Origin of the sequence: uncultured Methanospirillum sp. (assembly GCF_963668415.2) — an archaeon.
GTDB lineage: Archaea > Halobacteriota > Methanomicrobia > Methanomicrobiales > Methanospirillaceae > Methanospirillum.
The window spans coordinates 1,622,725-1,638,876 of record NZ_CAXXDL010000001.1 but is presented as its reverse complement, the minus strand read 5'-3'; the positions used below and the strand labels follow the sequence as shown (position 1 = coordinate 1,638,876).

The window sequence follows — 16,152 nt, the reverse complement described above, 5'->3', positions numbered from 1 at the left end:
AGCAACCTATATATGTGTGATTATTCGGTATTTATACTTTAAGTGAATGTTTAAGAAATAGTGCTAGCAACGGTAAAACCGGTTTGTTTTTAAGTTCAGGATCTCTGAGGCACGCCCTGAAGGGACCCCTGCACCCCTGATCACCAGTTCCTTCATGCGTTCACTCATCAGGTCGCCGGGAGCATGGGCATCAGAATCCACAACCAGGTTGCAGCCAGTCTCTCCGGCTACCATGGCCACATGCCCGTTCGTCCGGTTATGTCCTCCCCGTGCGGTGATCTCAAGAAAGATATCCCGTTCTGCTGCTTCTGCTGCGTCTTCCTTTGTAATGAGTCCGGGGTGAGCGAGGATGTCAACATGCTCACAGGTACAGGCCTGCATATTGGTTCCTGGTGCAACCGGCTCAACAACCGTCTCACCATGCACGACAACGATATCTGCCCCCTCCTCTTTGGCCTGCTTTGCCAGCCGGCGAATCTCGGACGGGGGAACATGAGTTATCTCAACGCCGGTCAGGAGCCTGACTCCATACTCTTCTGCAGAACCCCTGATCTTTTCGATAGATGAGATGATGGTGCTGATATTGCTCGCGTCGGCGTGATCCGTGATGCCAACAGTGTCGTATCCAAGTACTGCCATCCTCCTGATCAGTTCGCAGGGGAGGAGTTCACCGTCAGAGAGGATCGTGTGGGTGTGCAGATCGTACATCTATCTTCTGGGTGGTGTTTTCGGGGATATTTTTTTGAGTTCTGTTGCGACTTTGCAGAGCAGTTCTGTCTTCGGGCCCTCGCAGTCGGCAATGACTCTTCCTTCATGCCTCCACCACCAGGCAGGATGGGACTTCTTCTCCCTTCGGTACTTCACCCCACAGGATGCGAGTGCCCGTTCTATATCAGGGATTGCAGGTGCAAAAACTGCCTGCTCCCTGGGAACCCTGCGCCCCTCATTGCGCATGAGTTTGGCGTCAAAATAGCAGGGATAAAGTATCAGTCCCTTCTCCATTCTTTACGATCTTTGAACTGAACCTATAAACAACCAGCGGGAAAGACCTAAGCAATATGCATCATATCGACGTCTCGATCGAGAAGGACATCTTCTCATCAAACCGGCGGATTGCAGATGAGAATGCTGCTCATCTGAAAAAGCATAAGGTCAGGGCGTTTGATCTGCTTGGAGGAATAGGGTCAGGAAAGACTGCTCTTATCGAGCAACTGGTCCCCCGCCTTGCAAAGAAAAACCTGAAAGCGTCTGCCATCGCCGGGGACGTGTACGGAGATGACGATTTCCGCAGGATAACCTCTCTCGGTATCCCTGCTGAGAACGTAAACACCGGGAAAGAGTGCCACCTTGATGCCCATATGGTAGAGCATGCCCTGCACCATCTTCCTCTTGATACCGTTGATGTCCTCTTTGTGGAGAATGTCGGCAACATGGTCTGCCCTACAGACTTTGAGCTCGGTGCTGAGAAGCGGATTGTGGTGGTCTCATCAACCGAGGGTGACGACGTTGTGAACAAACATCCGATGATGTTCAGAGGCTGCACTATCGGGGTTCTGAATAAAGTTGATCTTGCTGTTGCAGTCGGGGCTGATCTTGATCGGATGGAGCGTGATATGCATCGGTATAATCCGCCGATGAAGGTTTTCAGAACCAACATGAAGACTGGCGACGGGGTGGATGCACTACTTGCTGAGATCCTGTCATAAAAGGGACTATATACCTGCGCAGGTGATAGATATAGGACTCTGTGGCGTAAGAAAGACTCCCACAACCAAAACAGCGTCACCAATATCAGAGGGAAGATAACATGCAATGGCAAGGAAGATCGGTTCGTAAATCAACTGGTGGAAGATATCATCCGGCGTGCGGTAAGAGACGCAGGGAGATCGGGTCAGCACCTACAGAGACCCACGTTGGTGCAGAGAAGCGCAAGGTAAGCCGGACGTATGGAGGAAACCAGAAGATCCGTGCACTGCGTGCAGAGTTTGCTGCAGTCAGCAACCCGAAGACCGGTGAGACCAAGAAGGTAAAGATCGACAACGTCGAGAAGAACACCGCTAACCCGAACTACGTCAGGCGTAACCTCCTGACCAAGGGTGCAATCATCAGTACCAGTGCAGGAAAGGCACGTATTGTCAGCCGTCCGGGGCAGCACGGCGTAATCAACGCTGTCCTGATAGAATAATTTTTTGTCCTTTTTTTAGAGCCCTTCGGGTTAGTCCTGTTTGGTAGTGTGAAGATCGGTTATAAGTGACTACAGGAGAACCTGTGGAGTACTTCCTGAAATAGCAGGTATCCTGATGACGCTCAAAACAACGCTTGCTGCACCATTCTACCACAGCCATACAGAAAAACTTGGCAGAAGTGAACTGATCTACTACTACTCCTTTGACCGAAGATGGATGGATCGTGATCAGGTAGATCTGCTGCTCAAACGTGGGATTGATCAGGGGCTGATCAGAACGGATGGGGAATTTTTTTTTCTGCTCTTCGATCCTGCCGAGGTACAGATCCCCATTGGATACAAACCATCTTCAGCAATCTTCGAGGTATCAGACCCTGTCTCCCAACTGATGGACAGGATTGTGTCCCGTAGTGGGATGAGTCAGGAGGAGGTGGCGAGCCGCATGAACGAAATGATACGGGATAGGTTCGACGGAAACCTGAGACCTGCTGCTGCTCTGGTAATCCTTGCGAAGGAGTTTGAGACACCGTATGCTGACCTGATTCCTTCGTTCAGATCAGATCTCCTGAAAAAAGAGTAGTGTATTAGTTCTGACCCTCGGCAGGTGCCTCTGCCGGGGCGAAGTAGGATGCAAGAGACTTGGATCCCTCTTTTGATACAACCGCATTTATCTGAACAAAGTCTGCGGTGATCTCTGATCCACGGACCATCTTCCTGCGGCGTTCTCCCTCGAGTTTTGGATGAAATCCGACACCACCACTGACCAGGACACGGCGTCTTCCTGCAATCGGGAGGCTCTTTCTGGCAGGGGTTCCATTCCGGTCTGATGCACCGGTGACCTTGATCTTGTATCCTTCAAATCCGAGTGCAGTTCCATCGATCTCGTCACCGATACGCTTTCCCATGAGGGACCCGGCAGCACCACCGGTAGCATCAATGTTGTATGCTTTTCCTGTTGCCGGGTCAGAGAGTACTACTTTAAAATCAACCATATTATCAGTATTTTTTGTTTAGTCAACAGCTGTCAGAGCCCCTGAAAAGGGACTGTATCTTTGGCACGTGTAATTATCCCATCACTCAGCTGAGCCGAGTAGTCTCCGTATATATCAGTAGACTATCTTTATAAGTCTACTTTCCCCAGAATGGGTTCTCTTTCCTGAAGAGTCTGGTGAATTCGTCGAGCACCTCACGTGCATCGCCTGTAAGATGCGAGAGCATCTCGGCTTCAAGCACTTTTACATGACGTTCTGGGATGTTGACGAGGAGTTCATCGTTGACGTCAAACTGTCTCCCCACGGTTGCCCCGTCGATGGAGATCGCAACCTCGTCACCAGCCTTTGCCTCCTGAATGTTCTCCTTTCGCAGCTGGATTGTCTTGAGCTGGCCGACCTTCTTTCCATCCTTGCGGATCAGGTTGACCCCGTTTCTGAGTTTGCCAGAGAGGATCCTGACTCCTACAACTGCAGGATTGTTCTGTCTGAAGACACAGTCAGGGAGCACCACCATCTTGGCAGGGAAGATGATCTGCTCGAACCGCTTCTGATCAAGGTTGCGTTTCAATTCATCACGCCATTCCAGGTATGATTCAAGAACATGATAGATCACGTTCCCTTTGAACAACTCAACCATCTCAGCGTAGATAGGCTCGTTCAGGAGGTCCTGTGCATCAGGAAGGATCTGGGTGTTGAATGCGATGATGGAACGGTAATAGGGGGTCTTGATCGTCTCTGCTTCGATAACGTCATGCCTGGTGACCGGTCCGACTTCTGCCCTCATCACCGGGATCTCGGCTGAAGTCAGCTCTTTACAGAGCGCTTCAAGTGCCCCGATGGTGTCTGCTTTGATGATGAGACCTTCTGGGGAGAGAGTCACATTGATCTCGGTCATCTCACGCTCGATGCTCTCCCTGACCTCTCTCTCGTTGCCGGCTATGACCTTGACCGGTGATCCTGCAATAACCTGATCAAGCCCTGGTGCACTCACCTTCACTCCGGCTGCAGCCACAACCGACTTGGCACGAGAGAACCGGTCCTCGATCAGGATCTCCTTGAGTGGCCGTGGCTGGAGGAGTGATCTGACCTTGGTGGTAATCACGCCGGTGCTGGATGCAACTGCGATCTCATCACCGACCGAGATGGTCCCATCAAAGAGGATAACATCGATCGTTGCTCCGAGTCCTTTCTCCTCTTTAACCTCGAGAACGGTTCCTGATCCCGGCCCGTCCACAGCCAGCGCGAGTGCTCCTTCCATGTACCGTTGTGCAAGTCCGATCAACACCATCAGCAGATCTGCGATCCCTTCTCCCGTATGCGCGCTTAGTGGGACGATTGCCAGCGTCCGTGCGAAATCATCTACCCGATCAAACCGCTCTGATGAAAATCCATGCTCTGCCAGGGAGCCCACGATCTCGTAGGTCTTCTTCTCCACAAGATCGATGACCCGCTGGTTCTGCTTCCCGAAGCTTGAGAGAAATGTCTCCTCCGGGAACGAACGCCATCCTGATATACGGTCGATCTTGGTGGCAGCCATCACGAACGGCGTCTTACATCCCCTGAGAATCTGAAGTGCTTCGATCGTCTGAGGTTTGAATCCGTCTGTGATATCAACAACAACAATCGCCAGATCTGCGAGCGCTCCTCCGCGTGCACGGAGTGTTGTGAATGAGTGATGACCTGGTGTGTCAATGAAGAGAAGGCCCGGGATGTTGACCTTCAGGTTTTTGTTCACCCCGCCCATGGCCATGATCGTCTCAATCGGAACAACGGTAGCCCCGATGTGCTGGGTGATCGCTCCCGCCTCACCTGAAACTACCGATGATCCCCGGATCCGGTCAAGGAGTGAAGTCTTCCCATGGTCCACGTGCCCAAGCACACAGACGATTGGGGTACGAATCTTAGGATTATCATTGCTACTCTGACTCTTTTTATCAGACTTCTTTGCCATCGCTGCACCCCCGTTCGAGGGCCCCCATTCTCTGGTGTCAGAACACTATCAGAGGGAATATTATTCAGATATGGTAATCGGGGGCTGACTGACTATACATGAGAGGTGCTCTCTAATAATAATTCACAAGGGAGAGAAGGCGAAGGAGAGGATCCACTTTTTGTGTATCAGGCAGGTTCATCCTGTGTGGGATGGATAGATTCAAGTAAAAAAACTGATAACATATATGGTGCATTCTGCCTGGGTGGGGTAATGGTCATCCTAAGGGATTGTGGTTCCCTCGATCTGGGTTCGATTCCCGGTCCAGGCCTACGAGTCAATAAATAACCCACTTTTTTTGATTCACGAATTTCTGCTTGTCTTTTATATTGTTTCATTCCTCTTCAAGCCGGTATTGGGCGATGTATCCGATAGGAAATAGTAATACCCAACAATACAGGGTGTATACAGGTTTGATGTATGAAAGAAAGATTGAGAATGTGAATATCACCGGACTGATGTAATTCTCGATGATGGTGTTTCTGATATAATCATGTGGAACGCTTGAATCAATGAGCCGGTAATTGGTGGATGCATAATGCCACATGATACTGGCCAGATACCCGGGGGCTGCGTATCCGATTGCTGCGATGATCACCGCGATCTGTATACTGCTATGTTCATTGATCACCTTGGTGATGAATGGCATCAGCACGATGAAGAGGAGAAAGAACATGTTCAATCTGACAAGAATATCATCGTACCTCTTGATAAACCTGAAAATCCGGTGATGCTTAATCCAGTACGCCCATGTTATCAGAAAAGTCAGAATGAAATAGAGAAATTTGGGGATTTCGCCAAGCAGTTCCTCTGATAACTGGAGTGAACTGATTCCGTTGAGATCCGGCACAATCAGGTCTGCTGCCAGAAGTGTCAGTGAGAATGCAAACACCGCATCGCTGATGTTGATGATCCGGTCAAGGCCCTTCTCTTCGTAATATTCTGATCGTTTCATCTCTGACCCTTTGTAACGTGCTGACTGTGATTCATATGTATGTTCACGTCTCCTCCAATAACTCCTGTGTAATGATTCTGCCCTTACTGCAAAGGTTTGTCAAACCCAGCTGCGATCCAGCCCGTGTATCCTCCGGCAATATTCATGATATTGTGGTGTCCCGCCCGTTTCAGAATACTGCAGGCTGTCCCGGCCCTGACCCCTGATCCACAGATGACAGCCACAAGGCCTGATGAACTGACTTCACTTTGTCTTGTGCGGAGATCAGGCCATGGGATATTGATGGACCCCGGAATATGGTAACCCGCATACTCGGCAGTTGGTCTGACATCAAGGATCATAAGTTCAGATTCTCCTGCTATGAGGCGGGCAAGTTCATGCACTGATATTATCCTGATCTGTTCGGTCTTAAGTCCTGATAATGCCCAGTTCTGAATACCGCCTGAAAGGTAACCTGCAATGGAATCGATACCAACACGGTGCATCATCAGTACCGCATCAGTGATCTGATCAGGGTTGTATCCGACAAGTACCTGGTTCATATCCGGGCTGGTAATCCATCCTGCATAAGTAGAAAAGTTAACTTCAGCATCGATATTCAGACTCCCAGGGATGTGAACTCCCCCGAATGCGTCATACATCCGGATATCCACAACTTCAGTATCTCCTGACTCCAGCATATTTCTGACATCACCAAGGCTGAGCGCCTTCAGAACAGGCAGTTCCGAAAGCAGAACCGGGCCTCTTCGGTTGACCTCCGAACATCTGTTGAAATGATCAGGGGCAGGCGGCATGTTTGTTGTCAGGGTTGTGGTAAACGTCTCCCTGTCTTGAATGGCTAGAACCGGGTTTGCAATCCTTTCGTACCCGATGGTGCTTGACTTTTTCGTAGAAAGGGATCTTCCACAGAATGATCCTGCACTGTGAGCAGGGTACACCTCACAGTGATCGGGAAGGGTCATGAGTTCTTCATGCAGACTCGTGTACAGGGCCGAAGCAAGTTCATTTGCCCTGCCTGGAAAGAGATCCGGTCTGCCTGCATCACCGACAAACAGGGTATCTCCGCAGAAGACTAGAGCAGGGCTTTCAGAGCGGCTTTGATGAACGAGGACATAGGAGACATGTTCTGGCGTATGGCCGGGTGTCTCCCTCACCTCTATCCTCATGTCCCCTATCGTGATGACTGATCCCTGTCTGACCGGAATATGAGGAAAGACGGCCTTTGCACGTTCCGGCATATAGATTGGAGCACCGGTCTTATGAGCAAACTCCAGATGTCCGGATATGAAATCAGCGTGGAGATGTGTCTCCAGGACCCCTGCAATCTTCAACCCCTCTTCTCTGGCTGCCTCCAGGTACCGGTCAATATCACGGGAAGGATCAACAATCAGGCATGAACCTGCTCCTCCTACGAGGAATGAACTATGGGCAATACCGGGGATGAAGAATTCTCTGATGATCATATTGCAGTATATCTGAAATTGCTCTCATCATATTTGAAAACGGGGGCCTTTTGCATCCAGACTGGTGTCTGATTGTATACGTTGCCTGATCTCTCTGCAGTCATCAGGGAATATGCCATACAGGGTGCTGATCTGTTGATCCAACTCCTTCTCTGACTCTGTGATCTGCCGCTCTATCCTGCTTATGTCATGCCATGCATGACAGACTATTCTCCGTTTTTTAAGCATGGCAAGGCGGGATCCAGCCGCCCTGATTCGTTCAGAAACACAGGTCTCTTCAGGAGAGTAGTGGTCAATTGCCCGGATGGGAAGAGTCCTGATCAGGTCCATCAGGTGAGGTGAAGCCTGACCACGAGTGGAGGATGCGATGTACCATCTGACAAGTGACGAATGAAGAAGCGTGGAAAGGAACTGATCATCCCCTGGTATGATGACTTCAGCGCCGTGTTCAGGTGCCATTCCTGTACATACAGAGAGTTCAGAACCCGTCCATGTGATTGATGTCCAGCAGTCAGCCCGGTCTCTGATCTGGTCACCTGCAGTTCCCGGGTAGAGTTCGTCAAAGAGGTACTCGCTCAAAGTCATCGTTCCCTGGGAGAGATGATTCATCATGCCCTTCTCCCAGGGATCCTGCAGGCCCCATCCGTCATCTTTGTGCCGACTAGCGGGAAATATCTGGTACTTTCTGATCCTGAACCGTGAATGTTTCTCTCCGGTGGCAAACCTGATTACGGTGTGGGTCTGCTCCGGAACTGAATGAAGGACCAATGCAGAAAGGTTGTCAGGATCTTCCTGGCCGGTTTTATCTTCCGGAACTATCATGGTGACTGGAGAATTGTGAGTTATCCATTGTCTGAATCCCCTGTATGAAGATTCAGAGAGCCATTTTCTCCTCATGAATATGACTGCCTTTCCTCCTGGAGCAAGAAACTCACCCGCCAGTTCAGCAAACAGGACGCCCTGATCTGCTCCTGGTGCATACGAGGTGAACCGCCTGGTGAGGTAACAGGCAACCTCTGGAGGGCCACCCGGACTTTTTCCATCAGGACAGGAGATGATGAGAGAGAACGGTTTCATTCCTTCTGTACGGTTTCCCATGAGAGGATGCAGGCGACGGAGGATTGGATATCCCTCCTTTACGGACACAAACTCTTCCAGTGCCCTCTCGTCGTACAGTGGAGAGCCTGCTCTGATCTGTCTGTTCAAAGAAAGGATCGGGTACCAGAGGGGGGTTCTGGTAAGGGATGAATGAGTGCTCTCCCCACTCAGAATCCAGGATGTGATCACGAACCTGACCACTGCAATGTGGATCGGCGATCCATCGTTTGCGTGTACCATCTCTCCGGCAGCGATGAGGCGGGCGGTGATAGTATCTCTTTCGTCCCTGATCAGATTGAGCCTGATGCACCTGAGTATCAGACCGACAAGTTCACCACACCCGGCTGATGGATCCCAGAATGCTCCATCCGGATGATCATCTTTCGCCAGGAGATCTGTAATAAGTTTCACTACATCAGACTTCAGGAGCCATCCCTTCCATTCCTGCTCCTCATGACCCTGAAAATGCCTCTTCTTATGTTGCTTCTTAGGGAGGACAGCGAGATACCTGGCGAAAGCAGTCGCCCAGTCTTCGGGTCTGACCCATGAGAGCCTGATGTTTTTGAGTTCCTTCACCGGTGAACCGGCAAGCCTCCTCACCTCTTTTATGGTTGCTTCATCCTGAGGTCCTATCCTGGTGTCATAAAAATCCAGAACAGGAACGGTTGACACGAACGAGCAGAGGGCACCCATGAGGGTTGTAGTCTCTGATGGTTCATCTGTTTCAATGGTGTGAAAGATTTTTGTCAGAATAACGCGGTTCATCAGAGTCTGGATCGTCAGGTCCCTGCTTGATTCTGATGTTTCCCCCTCTCTGCTGTAGAGCCAGCCGCTCAGTTCTTTTCTGAGCTCCCCGAGGTACCGGGCGATAATCTCCACCGGGTCCTGTATACTACTTTGATCAGTCAGGAGAGATCCGTCCGGTGCCTTTGATAGCGGGCAGAGGGTTTCCAGCCAGATGAGATCTGCTTTGGACTCCTCGGAAAAAAGTACCCGGTACCCGTCAGGAGAGATCAAGACCGCGGCCGATGCACCAACGCTTCCGGCATGTGCAATGATGTCCTGAACGATCTCTTCACCAGGAAGGGAAGGAATTGTAAAGAGTACAACATGATGCAGATTACCAATCAGAAATATGTAGCATTTCACCCCGGCATTGGCAGCAGGTCCGTTCTCCAGGGGTTGTGAATATGACAGGATTTTTTCTGATACCCTTTTCTCAATCCGGACCTTCCAGTCCGCTACATCAGGGTTCATCTGTTCATCACGTGTGACCAGCCTTCCCCCGGATAAGAGAATTGCATCTGGATGTATCAGGATTCAAAGGAAGAACGGTATTCACAAGAACAGAAGTCAGAAGATTAATTCGTGAAGATCGATATGAACACATCAGAAAACAGAATAGCGAGGGATGGATTTGAACCATCGGTCTTCGGGTTATGAGCCCGACGGGATATCCTGACTACCCCACCTCGCTTTATGAGGGACTACAATGTTGTCTCCTGATCTATTTAAGCATTCCGCATATTCTGCTGGAAAGATTATTGCCGGATCTGACAACTAGTTCGTATGGATGATGAACTCAGGGAGATTAGGGAGCGAAAGATGGAGGAACTCAGAAAACGGTTTGATCCTCCGGTGTCAGCAGGAGATGGTTTACATGATGGAATTCTTATTTTGAATGAGACGAATTTTACCGAGGCCGTGAGCCGGTACCCACGGTTGATCGTGGATTTCTGGGCACCCTGGTGTGGCCCTTGCCGGATGCTCGCGCCGGTGATAGAAGACCTATCAACTGAGTATACCGGGAAGGTTCAGTTTGCAAAGTGCAACACTGATGAGAACCAGCAGATCGCGTACCAGTTCGGGATCAGTGCGATACCGGCACTCTTCTTCTTCATGAATGGGCAGGTAATTAACCAGATTGCAGGGGTTCTTCCGCGGCCGCAGCTCGAACAACAGATAAACGCCACGTTCAACATAGCATAACGTGGTCCGGGTAATGTCTGACCACTCGGTTTTTTTCAAACTGCATCCATCACTGAAACAGGTTATCAGCCATAATCTGCAGTGGAAAAACCTTCGAAGAATCCAGGAGCTTGCATACCAACCGATCATTTCTGGTGACGATATCCTTCTTACTGCCAGAACAGCAGGCGGAAAGAGCGAGGCTGCCTTTATCCCGATTCTGGATCATATCCTGAAGCAGCATCCTGACCTTCCAGTATGCCTGTACATCTCCCCGCTCAAGGCACTCATCACCGACATGGCTGTCCGGCTCGATCACATGTTGACTCCGCTGCATCTCTCTGCTCTCCCGGTTCATGGAGATACTCTTGGCTCCATGATCCCGGATTTTGATCCCCCTGCTGTCATACTCACCACTCCTGAAAGCCTGACCATCCTTCTGATGGGTTCATCAGGTGATCTCCTTGCTGATCGGATCAGAATCTGTATCATCGACGAGGTCCACTCCCTTGCTGCCTCTGAACGTGGGAATCAACTCATGGCAGCCCTTGCCAGGATGGAGCAGAGATCCAGCCATCCGGTTCAGCGGATAGGCCTCTCAGCAACTATCGGAAACCCTGGTGATATCCTTGCATGGATGAGCAGAGGAAACTCAGATTCGCGGATAATCAGGGCAGAGCATGTAACTCTTCCTCGTGAGTTTACCTTTCTGTGCGGCTTGGATGGTTCTGAAAACACCCGGATTCTGCCTCTGATACAGGGGAGACGCTCGCTTCTCTTCGCAGGAAGCAGGGGTGAGGCCGAGTCTCTTTCCAGTCTGTTTGAAGGAACCGGCGTTCTAGTTTTTGTGCACCATTCATCACTCTCACCTGCATCCCGGAGAGAAGCAGAGCAGGCATTCCTAAAAGGAAGATCCGGGACAATCATCTGCACAGGTACACTGGAACTGGGCATTGATATCGGCGCACTCGATCTGGTGGTTCACTCAGGGCCCGTGCTCAGTGTCTCCTCATTTCTTCAGAGGCTGGGAAGGGTTGGAAGGAGAGGTGATCGTGCACAGATGGCGTTTCTACTACGGGATCCAGGGGAGACTGTGTTGGTTGCAGCTGCCATATCAGCAGCCGTTTCAGGTCTGGTGGAACCGGTCAGGATTGTCAGATACCCATACCGGGTTCTGGTCCAGCAGATCATCCTCTCTCTCCTCTCGCGGATGAGAATTACAAAGGAGGAGTTGATAAGAAGTGTATCAACGTGTGACTGGTGTCATAACATATCTGAAGATCGGATCTGGTTCATTGTCTCATCGATGATTCGTGATGGTTACGTTCTGACTGATCAGGAGTTCCTGATGCCTGGTCCATCTCTTGAGTCATGGGTTGATCAACAGCGTGGTTCCCTGTACTCGGTCATTGGTGATGGAAGAACCTGTACGGTGAGATCATCTGAAGGAGATCTGATCGGCACAGTTTCTGCAAGGAGTGCTAAACGCTGCAGAATAGAATCTTTCAGGCTTGGTGGCCGTTCATGGATGAGTACCGGTGTTCATTCAGAACACGATTCGATTCACGCGACTCCGGTTTCATATCGGGCTGATCCCCCAATCTTTGCGGGTACATTTCAGGGGACGAGTTATCTCCTCATGCAGCAGGTAGCCCGAATAGTCAAAGACGGGCTCTCGGATCTTCCATTCCCTGATCTGGTATGGGAAGAGACTCGTGCTTTTGTCTCCTCACTTCCGCTGGATGTGGGACCTGATGTGATCGTGGTACGGAGGGAGAATGACTGGGTGCGGGTGTACACGTTCCTTGGCGGTGAGTGGAACCGGGTCCTCTCTGAGTACCTGAAAGAGGCGTGCAGGTATGAACGGATCAGAGTCAAAGGAGCCTGGTCTGATGGTATATCTGTGCGATTAATATCTCCCGATGTTACTCCTGAATGGGTTCTGAACAGGATTGTCGATCTTAAGGACTCTGATCCTGCAGATACTGAAGAATGGATCTGGCATTTCCTGGAGACAGAAAAGCCATACAATCAATTTCTTCCTGCAGAATGTCTGTATGAGATGCTCGTCTTTGATCAGATCAGGATTGATGAGTTGATCAGAGAACTGTGCCTTCGCCGGATAATCCTGGCTCCGGATATCACGGTTTAAGTATCGCTTCGCTTGTATCGAAGGTCGGTTTGTTCTTATCAAAGAGCAGTCGGTATGCCCGTTCTGCATTAAGCAGACCGTACCCATAGACCTCGTCCCAACCGGGCGCCCCGAGATCATCTGCACTCTGGTAGACCGTCTGCTTCAATTGATCACGCGGAACGTCGGGAAAAGCACTCCAGAGCTGCGCTATGACTCCTGCAACATGCGGTGCAGCAGCACTCGTTCCTGGGAACGGATTAGGAAAATTCCCTGCCCCACTGACGTTTACATTGGTTGGGGCACAGATGTCAGGCTTCCACCGTTTGGTAGAAACCGGGTACCGGATTGTGACCGGCCCGTGGGATGAGTCAGGTGAGATGGTAAAGGGAGCTGCCGGTTCGACTGATCCTACTGTGACCACCTCTTCCACCGCTGCATGACCAAATATCGAGTCGGTGGGGTCTTTCATGAAGGCATTATCAACCCCTTTTGCGTCGACTCCCCTTATGAAGAGTTCAAGAGTGTTTGGGGTTCCCGTCTGGCCATTTCTTACAATCTGCAGGGAGACCTTCTCTGCGTTTGGTCCCGGGGGATCGTATACAAGATGCTCAAAGGGATCGGTGGTTCCATTCTGAGTGAAGTTGCTGGTTGCAAGCACCGTTCCTGACCTTGGATCGGTGAGGACCAGGTCGTAGTCTGTGAATGAATGACCCCAGGGATCATCCCACTGGAGTGTGGCGATCACCCGTTCTTCAGGCAGGAGGGTGATGTTTACTGCACACGCTCCTCCTCCAAAATCCTGGAGAGTCTGATTTTTTCCGTATGGCTGTCCGGGCTTCCATGGTCCCTGATAATGGAGCGGTGCAAAGTTTCCTGAAACGGTAACATAGATCAGGCGTGGATTTGCTTTCAGGACTGATCTGATATGGTCGGCAACGTCCCCGTCCTGAAGAAAGGGCTGGCGGAAGAAGTAGAGATCGTCACATATGACGTTGCATCCTGCGTTAGCAAGGCCTGTCACCGCTGTTTTGAATGTGTCAGAACTGCTGCCGTATGCATAAAAATAGAGCTCGGCATCAGGTGCAATGTCGTGGATGATCTCGAGCATTGCAGTTCCTTCATCACCAGTTCCTTCTGCAAGAACATGAACCGTTGAGAGTTCTCCGTTCTTCTGGGATATATTGATGGACTGTGCACCGTTTGCAATTACACCAACCCTGATCCCTTTTCCTGCCACACCGAAGACCTCACGTATCCCGTTGCTTCTGACCAGGATATCGCCCTGAGTCTTGTGCTCATCCACATTTGTGGAGATGGTTGTGTCTTCTGGTTGTTGATTCAGAGTTGGAATCGTTTGGGATCCGGCAGTAAGGCTACTGCAGATAATTAAACAGAGCACGAACAGAGCGAAAACTAGTATTGTGCTCTTCGTTGCCATAGCGATCCCCCATTTGTGTTCAGACAGATCAGAAACCCACACCAGCAGGTATTGTAAGACTGAATATGGCTCGTTCATTTATATATTTCGCGGCTGGACGAAAAAAGAGTACGAATCTGTTCAGGAGAAACTCAGATTCTTTGGCCTCCGTTCACTTAACTGGCAGAGTACCATGACGATAAAGGAGAGAGGGAGTGCAAACACAAGGGGATCGATGACAGACCACGGGAGCCCGAGGATTGTCTGTACTCCTGTCAGGGCCTGAGAAATACCCAGGGTCTTTGCCTCTGACGTGTGGACAAATGCGGTCCAGAAGAACCAGGTCAGAGCCCCGATAATCATACTCCACACTGCACCTGTCCGTGATGGTCGGTGTGAATACACCCCCACTGCGAAAGCAGGAAGAAATGCTGAGGCACACAGGCCCATGAACATCGCAGTAGCCCGTGCAATAATCCCTTCAGGCATGGAAAGGGCTAGAATTACACTCAGGATCATCATAACCAGGCACCCGACCTGGTTTGCCCTTACTGAAAGTGCGCATGTCTTTCCCCGTCCCCAGATGTCACAGACAAGGGCTGTTCCCATGGTGTGATACAAGGCTGAGAGTGTGGACATGGCAGCAGAGAGGAGTGTGAGCATAAAGATGATGACAAAGATCTCGGGCATTGCCTGGTTGATGTACACCGGTATGATCGAGTCGATGTTTCCTCCTGCTGCAGTCACGGCAATCTTTCCGGTGTGCTGCAGGAAGTAGACATTGGTGAGGGCACCGACGGTGAATGCTACTCCGGTCATCATCAGGATGAACGGCCCTCCTACAAGAACAGCCCGGTTGAGTGCCTGGTTATCTTTTGCGGTCATGAATCTGACCACCAGTTGTGGCTGGGCAAGGACACCGATCCCGACACCCAGTACCAGGGTTGTGATGAGAGTGAACCAGATGGGGGAACCAAGTTCAGGCATTGATGCCCATCCTGTCATCCCCTGCGCTGTGAGTGATGCAGGCACGAGGTCTGACATCGCAGCAAGGGCTGAGTTCGCAACATTGACACCGCCAAGGTACACATAGGTGAGCACCAGGAGCAGGGTCATCCCGACAAACATAATCGCTCCCTGAAATGCATCGGTGTACATGACCGCAATAAGTCCGCCATACATCACATACACGGCAACAACTGCTGCAAAAACTATCAGCGAGGTGGTGTAGGAGATGTTCAGAGTTGATTCAAGAAATCTGGCTCCACCTATCAGAACTGCTGCGGTGTAGAGCGGCATGCCGATGAGGATGATAAGGCCTGAAAGAAACTGTAATCCCGGGCTTTGAAAGATCTTTCCCATGAGATCAGGAAATGTGACTGCACCGGTCTCCACCCCTTTCTCCCGTGTCTTCTTTCCGAATACAACAAATGCGAGAAGGATACCGATCCCTATGTTGAATACGGTCAACCAGATAAGGCCCATTCCAAGGTTTGCAGCAACACCCCCGAACCCCACGATCGCAGAAGTGGAGATGAACGTGGCACCGTACGAGAGAGCAATGATAACCGGGTGGGTATCCCTGCCTGCAAGCAGGTAATCTTCAGCATGGTTCGTCCTTCGGTACCCTAGATACCCGAGACCAAGGGTGATTCCTACGTAAACCAGGACGATTACCAGGGTAATAACCGGATCTGTTGTCATTTATGATCCTCCGGTGTTCCAGTTCACCAGTCCGTACACGATGCAGGCTAGAGCGAATCCTATCGATAGGACATAGCCGGCAATGATCGCCGGATCAGAGATTCCACATATAGTTATCATGATTATCGAAGACCTGCGGTAACCTGTCTGCGTTGTCAATACCCGGGGACCGGAAATATCCGGCCCCCTATCTAAACACGAAGAAAAATGAGGGTGATAAGAATCCGTCTTCAGGGATTGTGCAGA

Annotated in this window: 15 protein-coding genes and 2 tRNA genes; 6 read left to right on the top strand and 11 right to left on the bottom strand. The window is 50.6% G+C overall.

The genetic code is table 11. From position 1 onward, the window contains the following. Positions 1-63: 63 nt before the first annotated feature. Together ACHZA2_RS07585 and ACHZA2_RS07580 are read right to left on the bottom strand one after the other, a co-directional pair. Complete coding sequence (locus ACHZA2_RS07585; RefSeq protein ID WP_319539379.1) at positions 64-708, bottom strand: histidinol phosphate phosphatase domain-containing protein; 645 nt, start codon at positions 706-708, stop codon at positions 64-66. Continuing rightward, the gene (locus tag ACHZA2_RS07580) at positions 709-1,002 is read right to left on the bottom strand and encodes a signal recognition particle subunit SRP19/SEC65 family protein (RefSeq protein WP_319539380.1); all 294 of its coding nucleotides are present in this window, start codon (positions 1,000-1,002) and stop codon (positions 709-711) included. It lies immediately after the preceding gene. A gap of 56 nt (positions 1,003-1,058) precedes the next feature. On the opposite strand from ACHZA2_RS07580, the gene hypB reads away from it, so the two are divergent. The 3 genes from hypB (at position 1,059) to ACHZA2_RS07565 (ending at position 2,765) form a co-directional block, all read left to right on the top strand. Continuing rightward, positions 1,059-1,706 carry a hydrogenase nickel incorporation protein HypB gene (gene hypB / locus ACHZA2_RS07575; RefSeq protein WP_319579217.1) on the top strand — a complete coding sequence of 216 codons (648 nt, stop codon included), beginning with the start codon at positions 1,059-1,061 and terminating at the stop codon, positions 1,704-1,706. Positions 1,707-1,807: 101 nt separating this feature from the next. Then, entirely contained in the window at positions 1,808-2,185 is a 378-nt protein-coding gene (locus ACHZA2_RS07570; RefSeq protein WP_319539382.1) for a 30S ribosomal protein S8e, read from the top strand. A 115-nt stretch (positions 2,186-2,300) separates the two neighbouring features. Then, on the top strand, positions 2,301-2,765 hold the full coding sequence (locus tag ACHZA2_RS07565) for a DUF2240 family protein (protein ID WP_319579216.1): 465 nt from the start codon (positions 2,301-2,303) through the stop codon (positions 2,763-2,765). 4 nt (positions 2,766-2,769) lie between these two features. Here ACHZA2_RS07565 and ACHZA2_RS07560 read toward each other — a convergent pair whose 3' ends face one another. Next, a complete protein-coding gene (locus ACHZA2_RS07560; RefSeq protein ID WP_319539384.1) occupies positions 2,770-3,177 on the bottom strand; it encodes a 30S ribosomal protein S6e in 408 nt (135 codons plus the stop codon). Positions 3,178-3,313: 136 nt separating this feature from the next. Continuing rightward, positions 3,314-5,128, bottom strand: coding sequence for a translation initiation factor IF-2 (infB, locus tag ACHZA2_RS07555; protein WP_319579215.1), 1,815 nt, complete (start codon positions 5,126-5,128; stop codon positions 3,314-3,316). 238 nt (positions 5,129-5,366) lie between these two features. Between infB and ACHZA2_RS07550 the strand changes: the two genes are divergently transcribed. Further along, positions 5,367-5,438 (top strand) — tRNA-His (locus tag ACHZA2_RS07550). 63 nt (positions 5,439-5,501) lie between these two features. On the opposite strand, the gene ACHZA2_RS07545 is transcribed toward ACHZA2_RS07550, so the two are convergent. The 4 genes from ACHZA2_RS07545 to ACHZA2_RS07530 all read right to left on the bottom strand — a co-directional run bounded on the left by ACHZA2_RS07545 (position 5,502) and on the right by ACHZA2_RS07530 (position 10,160). Beyond that, positions 5,502-6,122 carry a TMEM175 family protein gene (locus ACHZA2_RS07545; protein ID WP_319579214.1) on the bottom strand — a complete coding sequence of 207 codons (621 nt, stop codon included), beginning with the start codon at positions 6,120-6,122 and terminating at the stop codon, positions 5,502-5,504. Between the two features lie 83 nt (positions 6,123-6,205). Next, positions 6,206-7,585 (bottom strand): MBL fold metallo-hydrolase, encoded by a 1,380-nt coding sequence (locus tag ACHZA2_RS07540; RefSeq protein WP_319579213.1) that lies wholly within the window; start codon positions 7,583-7,585, stop codon positions 6,206-6,208. Positions 7,586-7,612: 27 nt separating this feature from the next. After that, entirely contained in the window at positions 7,613-9,940 is a 2,328-nt protein-coding gene (locus ACHZA2_RS07535; protein ID WP_319579212.1) for a hypothetical protein, read from the bottom strand. 145 nt (positions 9,941-10,085) lie between these two features. Continuing rightward, positions 10,086-10,160 (bottom strand) — tRNA-Met (locus ACHZA2_RS07530). A 92-nt stretch (positions 10,161-10,252) separates the two neighbouring features. On the opposite strand from ACHZA2_RS07530, the gene trxA reads away from it, so the two are divergent. Next, positions 10,253-10,672 carry a thioredoxin gene (trxA, locus tag ACHZA2_RS07525; protein WP_319579211.1) on the top strand — a complete coding sequence of 140 codons (420 nt, stop codon included), beginning with the start codon at positions 10,253-10,255 and terminating at the stop codon, positions 10,670-10,672. Between the two features lie 13 nt (positions 10,673-10,685). Beyond that, positions 10,686-12,803, top strand: a complete 2,118-nt coding sequence (locus ACHZA2_RS07520) for a DEAD/DEAH box helicase (RefSeq protein WP_319579210.1) — start codon at positions 10,686-10,688, stop codon at positions 12,801-12,803. Here ACHZA2_RS07520 and ACHZA2_RS07515 read toward each other — a convergent pair. From ACHZA2_RS07515 to ACHZA2_RS07505, 3 genes are all read right to left on the bottom strand, one after another. Then, positions 12,793-14,223, bottom strand: a complete 1,431-nt coding sequence (locus ACHZA2_RS07515; protein ID WP_394698521.1) for a S8 family peptidase — start codon at positions 14,221-14,223, stop codon at positions 12,793-12,795. The genes ACHZA2_RS07520 and ACHZA2_RS07515 overlap by 11 nt on opposite strands. Before the next feature lie 120 nt (positions 14,224-14,343). Next, positions 14,344-15,906, bottom strand: a complete 1,563-nt coding sequence (locus ACHZA2_RS07510) for a sodium:solute symporter family protein (protein WP_319579208.1) — start codon at positions 15,904-15,906, stop codon at positions 14,344-14,346. After that, positions 15,907-16,026 carry a symporter small accessory protein gene (locus tag ACHZA2_RS07505; RefSeq protein WP_324291961.1) on the bottom strand — a complete coding sequence of 40 codons (120 nt, stop codon included), beginning with the start codon at positions 16,024-16,026 and terminating at the stop codon, positions 15,907-15,909. Positions 16,027-16,152 lie beyond the last annotated feature (126 nt).